The sequence below is a fragment of the Bacillus sp. ISL-7 genome (assembly GCF_018613065.1).
In genome coordinates this window covers 16,778-28,129 of sequence record NZ_JAGGQW010000009.1, presented here as the reverse complement: position 1 = coordinate 28,129, position 11,352 = coordinate 16,778, and the positions used below count along the sequence as shown (strand labels likewise).

The 11,352-nt window shown below is 37.5% G+C and carries 16 protein-coding genes and 2 pseudogenes; 6 read left to right on the top strand and 12 right to left on the bottom strand.

Going from position 1 to position 11,352, the window contains the following annotated elements:
* Positions 1-189 precede the first annotated feature (189 nt).
* Positions 190-411 (top strand): hypothetical protein, encoded by a 222-nt coding sequence (locus J7E66_RS02830; protein WP_214997938.1) that lies wholly within the window; start codon positions 190-192, stop codon positions 409-411.
* Between the two features lie 95 nt (positions 412-506).
* Here J7E66_RS02830 and J7E66_RS02825 read toward each other — a convergent pair whose 3' ends face one another.
* Positions 507-665 carry a hypothetical protein gene (locus tag J7E66_RS02825; protein ID WP_214997937.1) on the bottom strand — a complete coding sequence of 53 codons (159 nt, stop codon included), beginning with the start codon at positions 663-665 and terminating at the stop codon, positions 507-509.
* A 520-nt stretch (positions 666-1,185) separates the two neighbouring features.
* Between J7E66_RS02825 and J7E66_RS02820 the strand changes: the two genes are divergently transcribed.
* Positions 1,186-1,362 carry an aspartyl-phosphate phosphatase Spo0E family protein gene (locus J7E66_RS02820; RefSeq protein ID WP_214997936.1) on the top strand — a complete coding sequence of 59 codons (177 nt, stop codon included), beginning with the start codon at positions 1,186-1,188 and terminating at the stop codon, positions 1,360-1,362.
* A gap of 99 nt (positions 1,363-1,461) precedes the next feature.
* On the opposite strand, the gene J7E66_RS02815 is transcribed toward J7E66_RS02820, so the two are convergent.
* The 3 genes and pseudogenes from J7E66_RS02815 to J7E66_RS02805 form a co-directional block, all read right to left on the bottom strand.
* A complete protein-coding gene (locus tag J7E66_RS02815; RefSeq protein WP_214997935.1) occupies positions 1,462-1,692 on the bottom strand; it encodes a hypothetical protein in 231 nt (76 codons plus the stop codon).
* A 386-nt stretch (positions 1,693-2,078) separates the two neighbouring features.
* Positions 2,079-2,521, bottom strand: a pseudogene (locus tag J7E66_RS02810) (JAB domain-containing protein).
* Between the two features lie 604 nt (positions 2,522-3,125).
* Positions 3,126-3,416, bottom strand: a complete 291-nt coding sequence (locus J7E66_RS02805) for a hypothetical protein (protein ID WP_214997934.1) — start codon at positions 3,414-3,416, stop codon at positions 3,126-3,128.
* Positions 3,417-3,855: 439 nt separating this feature from the next.
* Here J7E66_RS02805 and J7E66_RS02800 point away from each other — a divergent pair, with 439 nt between their 5' ends.
* The 3 genes and pseudogenes from J7E66_RS02800 (at position 3,856) to J7E66_RS02790 (ending at position 4,843) form a co-directional block, all read left to right on the top strand.
* Positions 3,856-4,032: a hypothetical protein gene (locus J7E66_RS02800; protein ID WP_214997933.1), complete on the top strand. Its 177-nt coding sequence runs from the start codon at positions 3,856-3,858 to the stop codon at positions 4,030-4,032.
* A 327-nt stretch (positions 4,033-4,359) separates the two neighbouring features.
* Positions 4,360-4,455: pseudogene (sinI, locus tag J7E66_RS32740) on the top strand (DNA-binding anti-repressor SinI); the annotation flags it as partial.
* 166 nt (positions 4,456-4,621) lie between these two features.
* Positions 4,622-4,843, top strand: coding sequence for a hypothetical protein (locus J7E66_RS02790; RefSeq protein ID WP_214997932.1), 222 nt, complete (start codon positions 4,622-4,624; stop codon positions 4,841-4,843).
* A gap of 32 nt (positions 4,844-4,875) precedes the next feature.
* Here the strand turns inward: J7E66_RS02790 and J7E66_RS02785 are convergent, their stop codons facing one another.
* Entirely contained in the window at positions 4,876-5,055 is a 180-nt protein-coding gene (locus tag J7E66_RS02785) for a DUF4158 domain-containing protein (RefSeq protein WP_214997931.1), read from the bottom strand.
* Between the two features lie 231 nt (positions 5,056-5,286).
* A complete protein-coding gene (locus J7E66_RS02775) occupies positions 5,287-5,550 on the bottom strand; it encodes a recombinase family protein (RefSeq protein WP_308162446.1) in 264 nt (87 codons plus the stop codon).
* A 168-nt stretch (positions 5,551-5,718) separates the two neighbouring features.
* Between J7E66_RS02775 and J7E66_RS02770 the strand changes: the two genes are divergently transcribed.
* Positions 5,719-5,949, top strand: coding sequence for a YczF family membrane protein (locus tag J7E66_RS02770; RefSeq protein ID WP_214997929.1), 231 nt, complete (start codon positions 5,719-5,721; stop codon positions 5,947-5,949).
* On the opposite strand, the gene J7E66_RS31555 is transcribed toward J7E66_RS02770, so the two are convergent.
* From J7E66_RS31555 to J7E66_RS02750, 6 genes are all read right to left on the bottom strand, one after another.
* Entirely contained in the window at positions 5,942-6,157 is a 216-nt protein-coding gene (locus J7E66_RS31555) for a hypothetical protein (RefSeq protein WP_251032729.1), read from the bottom strand. The two genes, J7E66_RS02770 and J7E66_RS31555, sit on opposite strands and share 8 nt — an antisense overlap.
* The gene (locus J7E66_RS31550; RefSeq protein WP_251032727.1) at positions 6,066-6,569 is read right to left on the bottom strand and encodes a GerAB/ArcD/ProY family transporter; all 504 of its coding nucleotides are present in this window, start codon (positions 6,567-6,569) and stop codon (positions 6,066-6,068) included. Before J7E66_RS31550 ends, J7E66_RS31555 begins: the two co-directional genes overlap by 92 nt.
* A 26-nt stretch (positions 6,570-6,595) precedes the next feature.
* Complete coding sequence (locus J7E66_RS31545; RefSeq protein WP_251032726.1) at positions 6,596-7,039, bottom strand: GerAB/ArcD/ProY family transporter; 444 nt, start codon at positions 7,037-7,039, stop codon at positions 6,596-6,598.
* Positions 7,040-7,156: 117 nt separating this feature from the next.
* Positions 7,157-8,260, bottom strand: coding sequence for a GerAB/ArcD/ProY family transporter (locus tag J7E66_RS02760; RefSeq protein ID WP_214997928.1), 1,104 nt, complete (start codon positions 8,258-8,260; stop codon positions 7,157-7,159).
* A 48-nt stretch (positions 8,261-8,308) separates the two neighbouring features.
* On the bottom strand, positions 8,309-9,520 hold the full coding sequence (locus J7E66_RS02755) for a Ger(x)C family spore germination protein (protein ID WP_214997927.1): 1,212 nt from the start codon (positions 9,518-9,520) through the stop codon (positions 8,309-8,311).
* Positions 9,510-11,156, bottom strand: coding sequence for a spore germination protein (locus J7E66_RS02750; RefSeq protein ID WP_214997926.1), 1,647 nt, complete (start codon positions 11,154-11,156; stop codon positions 9,510-9,512). The genes J7E66_RS02755 and J7E66_RS02750 overlap by 11 nt, the downstream gene beginning before the upstream one ends.
* Between the last annotated feature and the right edge of the window lie 196 nt (positions 11,157-11,352).

Here is an 11,352-nt window from a genome sequence, read left to right as displayed (position 1 = left end):
ATGGCCTAGAAATAGGCATAGGCTAGGTCTAAATTTTGCTCTTACGAGCAAAAAAACAATAAAAAGGCATTCGAATGCCTTTTGTCTACAATCTGAAGCTGCTGACGCAGCTGATACTTTTTAAAATATAGAACCCCGTTCTCTTTTTTTACACTCTTAAATAATATTTTTGTAAGGGTGGTGGTACAATTGATTTTTCTATTGATTTTATTGATTGTATTAATCTTAATTATTTTTTTGTTTATCCGTAAAGATAAAGAACAGATATTAGAAAGTTTTTCGCTCGGTGAGTTTTTAAACAACAACAACCTTGTTAATGAAAATAAAAGTATTGTTAGTCATATAAATGACTTTTTCTATACCGATAATGATGATGGAGACGGAAGTGATGCTGATGATGGTGGAGAATAATTGTAAAGCAACAGAACTAAAATTAGCCCCATGTAACAAAACATCCATTAAGTTACATTATATTTTCATATGATCACAAAAAAAAGCCCTGTTTTTTAATCTACAGGAACTTGCTCATTATTAGCTATAACAGTACATAGAAATAATACCTCTTGTCGAATCAGTTCTTTACAAATAGGATCCGAACTCCTAATAAAATCTTTTAGAAGCCTGCTGACCTCTTTCTTTAAGAAAAATAGTTCATGCTCATGCATTCAACTCTCACCTCACTATCGATAATGATTACCCATTTACACATTAATCAAAACATGGTAAATAGCCATTCATTATCTATTTTTGATTCACGGTTTTACAAATAATTCTCTATCAAGTTTTTCATTTTCCTTCTTCACGTACCTGACCTGTTAGCTTAATAAAAAAGGATTACCTAAAGTAAGGAACTGAAAATGACTGTAGCAATCATTTTTGACTTTTAAAATCTCTCAATGTAACAAAACCTCTATTATGTTTCATTCGGTTTCACTTGGAGCACAAAAAAAACTGGATAGTCATTTATACTATCCAGCACAACTTATTTGTAAGAAGATTTCTTCTTCATCCTTGATTTTCCACATGATTTTAGCCCTTAGTTCGTCTATTTATACAATTTTTTGTAATGTTTTAGGGGGTTTTGTCAGATGTATTCCAATTATTTAAAATTTTTCGCATAATAATAATTACGTGAAAAACCAATTTATCGAATGAAACAGTTAAAAAGAATTAGGGGAATGTATAATGGTTATCGAGATGGAGGAACTAGAGGACCGGATCAATCAGATGAGAAAGATTTTGATCCTAATTGCGGGGAAAACTGGATTAAATAGCGATGACACCCTTTGTTGCAGTCAGAAATTAGACGAGCTCATCACGATGTATCAAAAAAGTAAAAATCAACAACATTCAGAAGTTTGATTCAAAGTCCTGTATTTTTGCAAATGAATACGGGAATTTTTTTTGATTTCTTTTGATTACATAGTAAAAGTTCACAAGATGGTTCCAAACCATCCTTTATTACGTGACATGTTGCGTAAATTGAATAAACTCATCAAGAGCCTTTTGATCGACGATCTGTTCAAAGTCGCATGGCTGCTCTAAGGTTATACCCCTATGACTTGCCACTGAAATCAGTATACCTAATTCATAATACATATTTTTCGTTAATAATCCTTTTTCAATGTTTTTCATCATTTCATCATAAAAAGCAATTAAAAAATCAGTAGGTAACTTTTCATAAAAATCCATATTTACATCTCCCTCTATAAAAAATGTAGGAAAACCTTTTTGGACAAACAAGAATCACCTGCCCCCATTATAAAGTAGCCATATTAAAATGTTTGTCGATTTAACCGAATATTTACAATAATCTAACATTTTTTTATCTTTTATTAGTGTTAGGAAATACTTTGCGCACTTTTTCGGATTTTTTCAATTTAAACCTCATGAAAATTCTTGAAATGAGATTCTGGAACCGTACAAGGATAAATCAGACTTTTTATTGGTTTTTATGCTTCATCCATGCGCAGCATAGATGAAGCCGTCTTGTTGGGGTTCGATGCCCCTAAACAAGACGAACTACCACAAGAAATGAAGAAAAATTAAAGAAGAGGGCGAACCCTCTCCTTCTGATCTTACATTTTACCCTCAGTTTTTAAGCTGTAGTATTCAGCTTCGGCATTTACAATCAGGTGATCAAGGACCTCAATTCCGAGAACCTACCTGCTTCTACTAATCTTTTCGTGACTTCGATATCTTCTCTTGATGGCTGGCAATTCTGTGATGGATGCTGGTGGCTGACAATGATCGATGCGCAGTTATTCAGGATGGCTGACTTGAACACCTCTCTTGGCGCAACGATACTGGCATTCAGACTTCCAACATGACAACGATGGACAGCCACCACACGATTTTTCGTATTCAGGCACATGACAAAGAACACTTCACGATCATCATCACCAATAAATTGAGCAGCAATCTTCGCGCCATCTTGAGGGGAACGAACGATGTAGTGTTCTCCTCCTTCTACCTCCTGAATGACTTGTTTAATACGTTGAATTTCATAAACCTTTTCCATATGTAACACTTCCTTTCTTTGTTTGAGAAGAAAGCAATGATGGGCGCAAACCGTATGAAGGGTTCGCTTACGAAGAAGCGAACTTGCCAGTCAGGCATAGGCAACGGGCCTGCTTTTTGCCCGTTGTCGTTCAAAATCGAGTGAAGCCCAATGACTTAGGGGCAGTTGGGGAGCGTTTTTTGCTTCCTTACTGCCCCTAAGTCATTGGGCTTTGCCGATTTTGTTTGCCTGGCGCCCGCCCTTCACGCGGTCATAAGCCCACTCATTATAATGAGGAGAACAAAGAAGGCTTACTACCGTCCGGGCATGGCAGTCGAACATACCGCAGGTATAAGACGCCTAATGGCAAAGGGCTCGATGCCCTTTTGCCATTAAAAAAACATGGCCCGAGCGTCCGAGGCGATTAGCTGCCGAAAGGTAGCAGCATCGGTTGAAAGGAGAGGCTCGATGCCGAGCTTTTCAATAAAGAAAAGCGATTTTTATTCTACATGCTTTCGATCGAAAGCATGCGAATAAAAAGAGCGTACTGTCTCCTTGCGTTAGCTTGGAGGCAGTCGGGTTTGTAGGGGTTGATGCCCCTAAAAAGCCGCCGACACACTTTCAATCATTTGGAGCAAAGCGAAGCAAGCGACACGATTCCTGGCGTAGTCGGGAATTTTCCATTGTGTACGGTACACTTTTTAAAGTGAAAAAACAAAAGAGGGAGCAACCCCTCTTTCCTCTCTGCGACTTCTTCCATCATAGATTCGATCCACTCGATGGCTTCTTGTTTGCTGCTGAGATCATCCGTTAGCCTGACAAATTGTTTGATGGCTTCATCTTCTTGAATACATCTACCTACATAAAATCCTGTGCTTGATTTTGCTACCTTCAACCCATGAAAGCCTGTTTCCATTTTCTATCACTCCTTTTTTGTTTGACCTCTCCGAATCTTTGCGAAAAGGGCTGTCAATGGGCTTGAAGTTTGTGAAGTTTTTTAAATGCTCTTCTTAAAAAAGTTCACAAAGTTTGCGAGGCGCTAGCGTAGCACCCTTGATTGCCCTTATGAGCAAATGATTGTTATAGGTAATTTTTTTTAGTTTAAGTCTCTGTTATCAAACTGTTATTTTTCATTAACTAAACTGTAAACAAGCTATGATATGGTAGATACTCCAAGGTATTCCTTTAGTAAAAAGTCGGCAATCCTTTATCAAGAGGAAAGCCGGCTTTTCATTCAAAGAATTAAGAGTAGTTTCCATGGATTAAGCCATAAAGAAAAGGTAAAACGACATAACCTTAAAATTGTTTAAAATTAGCAATATATATTGTTAAAAGAAAAGGGGTTTAGGATAGAGATGGGCAAAGAAAGTGGTTGTAATCTAGATGGAATTGATAAAGACATTTTGAAACAAATGGAACTAAAAAGAAGGGAAATCATTGCAAACATTTCGGATTTTCCTCCATCGAAAAAAGAAATCGTAATTAAAAACCTCGATGAATTAATTATATTATCAAATAAAGCCCATCAATAATTTTTCGTAATACTGTAACACTAATCCCTGACCAAACCAAAAAATGATATTTTCACCAATCTTCTAAAACTTTCCTACACTCGTATAAAACGCAAGGTGATACTAAATAGAAGTCCCATTAACCATGATAAATTCATATCAATTACCAGCATCGTTTTTATAAATCGATGTGCCACTTTTATCCTCCTTTTTTAAGCTGACATCATATATAATGTCCAATACTTTTATTAATAAAAAAGCTTTCTTGTAGTAACATAGGGTTAAAAAGGAGGATAATCATGACACTCAAAAGAAAACGTAGATAAGAATCATCTTCCTGAAGAGTGGGTTGAGTTATTAAAAGAAGCAATGAAATCTAATATAACGAAAGAGGATTTTAAGCAATTTTTAAAAGAGGAAAAAGAGAAAAGGGATGGGCATTAGGTGATTTAACATTTATTACACATTCCCATTTTTGGCCTGTAAGGAAAATATATATTGTTGTGCAAAACAATGTCCAATTTCCGGAGCCATCCTTCAAAGGGTGGCTTTGTCTACCTATGGGTGAACACGTTCATTCAGGGTTGTTCATTCGAAATGGAGGAGAAACATGAAATTTATAGTTAAAGCCTTTGATCGAGATGGTCAGGAAATTGAGTTTAAAAATACATTCATTGGTGAAGAAACAGGAGTAACTTTTGAAAATGAAAAAGCAGCTGAAGCATTTATCAAGGGAATCAGGAACAGTCTTCCATCTACTTACCAGTACAGGATTATTCCAAAGGCCACTGAACAAGATGAATTTTGGTTAAGCCCGGGTAAGTTCTGGTGATCAAAATTTAGACCGGGAGATTAAGGAATTAGCTACGATGTGAGAAGGCTTATCGGAAAAAATAAAATTAAAAAGTTCGCTAAATATAAATAAATAACCTTACGGTCTTGATCATCCAACCAAAAGTATTTGGCTAACTGTTCTGATGATGGTTCATTGGAAAACTTCCCGTATTGTACTCCTTGTTCACGAGTTAAAAATTCAACAGGCATATGTAGTCTACACCTCAACCCCAAACTCTTTGCACTTCGTGTACAAGGTCTTGCGACTCATTCCGCACGATTTTGCGATCATGTCCATACTCATTCCCGTTACATGACGCTTTCGGACCAACTCAAGAGATTGCTGAACTTCTTTACTGTTTTTAATGTATTTAGGAGAACGTCCTTTGAAAGCGCCTCGCTCTTTAGCTGCTTGAATGCCATCAAGCTGCCGTTCACGAATCAAGTCAGCTTCGACTCAGCAACAGCAGCTAGCATCGTTACTAACATTTTACCAATCGGTGTTGATGTGTCCACTATTTGACCTCCCATGTTCAAGATGACCAAAGAAATCCCTTTTTCTTTTAAGTGTTCAATCGTATCCAATGCATCCTTGGTGTTACGAGCCATCCGGTCTAATTTGGTGATGACGATCATATCTCCTTCTCCAGCAGACTGCAAGAGCAACTGGAGTTGATCACGGTTATCTTTCCGCCGACCGCTAATTTTCTCTTGATGGGCATGTGGCGGTACCCCTATTTAAATGAAATATCCACGTCTATGATGTAGGAGGAACCACTTTTTGCAGCAACTTCGTTCATACGAATTTTTTATTAAAAGATTCCCTTGTAACAAATACTATCTTTACACCATGACAAATAAGGGAGAAAAACCATGAAAGTATTCGGAGTATTTGTATTCATTCTTTTATTAGCCATTTCACTTAGTGTATTAATGGACATTCTCTTAGGCTTTAAGCTCTCTCACGCATTATTGCATTTACTCAACCCGTTTTGGGTAATAGAACCCGGAGAATATGTAATGATAGCATTTCTTTTATTGATTACAATTGGTCAGCAAATCATGATTATCATAAAAAGGAACAAACAAAATGGATCTAGTTAGCATTCTTCTTGAAACGTTTGCGAATCATGGCAACAACCAGCATTAACAATGGAATAATCAGAAGAAAAATGCTGTGAAGGTAATAAGGTGCAATGATTAGACCTTCTTCAATGTGTTCAGCAAAATTTGAAGCGATGATCATTGATAAAAATACGATAATAATCCCGGTTGGTAACACAATTTGTTGATGGTTTCTTAACTTGAACAAATCGGTCATTCCTATGACTGCACCAAAAATAAATGGACACTTTGAAACACGTAGTAAACAAAAAAGTCAAGACAGCAATAGCATCAAGCCGTTGTATAAACTCAAAAAGGCTGACTTTTCCGATGGTTGATAACAAAGGAAAAGTCGATCTCTCCACTTCTCCGGCATCAAGAACAACGATATTTAAACTGGTTGTATAAGTTAAGACAAGACCACTTGAAATCATGGCAGAAAGCCAAACTGTTTTAGTTGATTCAGGTCGATTTAGATGAGGAGATAACATGCTAAAGATAAACATTTCTACGAAAGGGAAAAAAGTAGTCATTGAAAATGCTGTCGTTAAGATTGGTATCCATCCATTTTCCAGAAACTGCAAATTATGAAAATCAATATTTCCTGAAACAAAGACCAAAAAATTCCCTGCCAACCCAAAAAAGATTAAGCTGATAATAAATACTTCTGCTGTTCTCCCAATACTTCAATCCCTAGATAAAGTACATAACAAATGGCAAGAATCATTAAGATATTGATTGCCAATAACGGTGTTTCTGTTAATGTCGATGAAAGCAGCAACTCACCGAACTCACGCAGATTTCGGGCAGCAATGTACAAAAAGAATAGGATGTATAACAATCCAATGACCCACCTTAGGTATTTACCAAATATTTTCCTAACATATCCTGTAAGTGGTAGATTTGGATACTGACGAAATAAAAAGAAATAAATGAAAGTTAAGATAATTCCTCCGCACAGTCCTAAAAGAATAGCAAGCCAGGCGTCCTTTTTAGCAGCTATTTCATAACTTATGACCAATGCAGTCCCCATTTCAAACATAAACATCATGGCAAACAGTTGAATGCCACTAATTTTTGCCTTCTCCATCGTCTTAGAAGAGCTCCCTTCGTTCCTTGTTATGACTGGATTTCATTTATTTCTAATATGTTTGTCTGCAAACCTGTTCTTACTTCATTAAAAACTAAGTGTACAAACAAAATGGGTCTAGTTAGCTTTATGTTTAAAACGGTTGCGAATCATGGCAACAACCATCATGATTAACGGAATGATGATATGCAAAGGAATATGAATGTAAAATGATGTAATATTTTGGCCTTCCTCAATATGTTCTGCAAAATTAGAGGCAATCATCATTGATAAAAAGGTGATAATAATCCCAGCTGGTAAAATAATTTGTTGATGATTTTTTAACTTGAACAAATCGACCATTCCGATTATCGCGGCATAAAAAAAGATGGCGATTTTAAAAAACATCGTAATCAGAAAGGTAAAAACAACAAGAGCATCAAGCCGTTGTAAAAACTCCATAAGATTGACCTTTCCGATGGTTGATAACAAAGGAAAAGTCGATCTCCCCACTTCCTCAACACTAAGTACGGCAACATTTAAAGCAGCTGTATAACTTAAAATGAGACCGCTTGAAATTAAGGCAGACAGCCAAACATTTTTCGCTAATTTAGGTCGGTTTAAATAAGGAAGTAACATGGTAAAGACAAACATTTCCGAAAAAGGAAAATAGGTAATCGACGGAAATGCTGTCATTAAGATCGGTTTCCATCCATTTTCCAGAAACGGCTGCAAATTATGAAAATCAATATTACCTGAAACAAAGACCAAAAAATTTCCTGCTGCCCCAAACAAGAGTAACGTGACAATAAATACTTCTGCTGTTCTCCCTACTACTTCAATCCCTAGATAAAGTACATAACAAATGGCAAGAACCATCAAGATATTGATCGCCAATAATGGTGTTGCTGGCATTGTTGAGGTAAGCAACAAATCACTAAAGTCACGTAAGTTCCGGGAAGCAGCATACAAAAAGTATACGGTGTATACTAAGCCGATCACCCACCCGATGTATTTGCCGAATATTATCCTAGCATATCCGGTTAACGATAGGTTTGGATATTGTCGAAATAAAAAGTAATAAACGAGAAATAATACAACTCCCCCGCACATTCCTAAAAGAATCGCTAGCCAAGAATCTTTTCCTGCCCCGCTGCCAAGGCTTACAACAAGTGCACTTCCCAATTCAAACAAAAACATCATGGCAAATAGTTGGATGACACTAACTTTGGCTTTCTCCATCTTCTTAGAAGACCTCCCTTCGTTCCTTGTTATGCCCGGACTTTTCTTTTATTTTATATAAGGTTTTGTCCGCAAGCCAGACCGTCGAATAAACGCTTGTACGTTTACGTTGATTTCTGTCTCGGGAAAGATTTCATCATTCCATTTTTTTTTGATCTTCTTCCACAATTTTGGGTTCTCGCGGTTGATATATTCGCCAAAACGAAAAATATCTGTTTTTTGTTTTTTGGCATCTTTTAAGGCCATCATCATTTCGTCTTTTATTTCCTTCTCCATCTGGTTTTCAAGTTTTTCAATGGATGTATGTTTACCGAGATCGATTGGACAATGGACCTCTGAGATGTGCCCTTCTGTTCGAGCTGTGATCTGAATAACGGGTTTTTTGTTTTTAATTTCCACTTTAATTTTTGTTTTGGCGCGCATAATCTCCACTGCAATCCCCTTTTTTTTCTTCTCACAATTAAGGTCTACAACGGTTCTTTTTAACTCATTATTAATCCATATAGCACCACGGGCAGCATCTTCATCCAACCATTTTTTGAGTTTACCCTTTTTAAAAATAGCAAGTCCTCTTATTTCGATCACTGTATTTGGAGATATTTGTTGAACGTTTGTTAACTTGTTCCCTTTTTCCGGGTCTCCGGTAATCTGAACCCCCGTTAAATTTGCTCCTTCGCTTCCTCCTAATTGTTGAATGACTTGATCAGCACGGGTACTTGCATACTCTCCCCAGATTTTTGTGGTGGATTCCAAGCCACCAACAATTTTGGCAGAAGGAACGTCCTCTAAAGGGGTCGTGATTTGGAGAAGATTCTTTGCAGTATTATTTCTGACGACTAGAATCGGAAAAAGTGTACGAAATTGTGCGTCACGTTCAATCAAATCAAACAAATCTTGAATCCCTTTTTTTCTAGCTAGCTCTTCACCAATCACCATTAATTGGACATGGGGAAAAAAAAGTTCCTGGGGAGACTTTGGCATAATTTTTCGGAGTGCCTCAGCAACAGTACTTCCTGTAGTCGAATAGGTCGTAACAGGAGCCACTTGGGATTTCCCTCCTTGCCCTGCCGTACTAGCTATTTGTCCTTCATTTAAAACTTGTACTGTAACGAGATATCTGTTTTCCGAATTATTGCCGCCGTTATCAATGCCAATAGCGCTTACTATGTCAAGATCTTGTAATTCTTGCCGATCCCAACATCCTGACAGTAATACGGTAGATACAATCATAAAGAGAATGATGAATGGTTTATGTTTCATTAGAATCCCTCTTCGATTCGTTATCCTTTATTTGACCTTCTCTCGGTGACGGGCCCAGATTCTGAGTATTACCTGTCCTCTTTATTTTCGTTTGGTTAATCAATCGAGGACGTTTTGACAAAAACGGCTTTGGGAAGCGAATGATGGTATCTTTCCAATCAGCAAAAATGATGGGAGCAAAGGGAGCCAAATAAGGAATACCAAAAGAGCGAATGCTACAAGTGTGTGCGACTAAAACAATGACTCCGAGTCCAATTCCGTAAAGCCCGAAAGAAGCTGCCAACATCATCATGAAAAATCGAAGTAAACGTGTCGCATCCGTCATCGCAACATGGGGGATGGTGAAACTGGCGATTGCCGTCCCTGCCACCACAATCACCATTGAACTTGAAACAATTCCTGCCGCAACAGCTGCTTGTCCCAATACAAGTGCGCCAACGATTGAAACAGCCTGCCCAATCGGACGCGGCATCCGAACGCCGGCTTCCCGCAAAACTTCAAATGTAAATTCCATTAACAAAGCCTCTATAAATACCGGAAATGGAATTCCGTGCCGCTGTGCTGACAGACTAACTAATAAAGGCGTTGGAATCAATTCCGGGTGATACGTAAGAAACGCAATAAAAAGGGACGGTCCAAGAAGGGTTATTAAAAATGAAACAACTCTTAGAAGTCTCAAAAAACTGGCCATATACCAACGCATATAATAATCTTCGGCCGTTTGAAAAAACTGATTCCATGTCGCTGGTAAAATTAAAGAACCCGGTGTCCCATCAACAAAAATAGTGATACGTCCTTCCAGTAAATTTCCGGCCACAACATCCGGGCGTTCCGTTATAAATAGGGTTGGCCAAAGTGTCCATGTGTCGTCATTAATCCATTCTTCGATTGTATTGGAACCAATAATCTCATCTACTTCCATTTTATCCAGCCGTTCTTTTACTTCGGTAAGGAGTTTGTCATTGACAATCCCTTTTACATACATAATGGCTACATTTGTTTGTGTGATCTTCCCTAGCTGCATGGTTTCAACCCATAAATTAGGGCTTTTAATTCTGCGTCGAACCATGGCTGTATTGGTAATAAGCGCCTCAACAAAGCTCTCTTTAGAACCTCGGACAGCAGGTTCTATCGTAGGTTCTGTAATGGCTCTTAATTCTCCGCCTTCTGCCGCACAGCTAATGGCATGATTCCAGCCATCAATCAAAAGAATGGATTTTCCAGATAAGATGGAAAGCAACATCTTGTTCCAGTCCGTTATGTCCTCAACTTTCCCAACTGTTAAGATATTCTCTTTAATGTATGTAAATAATTGGCTCGGTGATTGGGGGTCAACACTTTCAGTATTGTTAACGTTACCCATTAGTCTTTCTATGATAGCACTACCAATGATATCTTTATCTGCTAACCCATTTATATAAATAAGCGCAACTTTATGCAGGGAAGGTTTTCCCATTTTAAATTCACGGATACCTAGGTCACCGCTGTTCCCTAAAGCTTCCTTAATATTTTTAAGGTTTTCATCTAAGTGTCCACTAAGTTCCTCTTTGTTTGAGGTTATTTCTGTTTCCTCAAACTGCAGTGTTTGCTTTCTTTTTTTTCGCTTTTTTGTTAACCGATTCCATGCACTGTTCATTTTCTTATACACTCCCAGTTTATAGTGTTACTGAAAGAAGTGTTCGATGTGTTCCCTAGTTTTTTAGTCTATCTATTTTCCAGTTTTTAATACGTTTAAGATATCCTCCCATACTTAAGGGATTTCTAATACGGTCTCTCATTCCTCGGATCGATTCTATACCCCTTTATTCAGTTGTTTATTAATGTTAAATGTT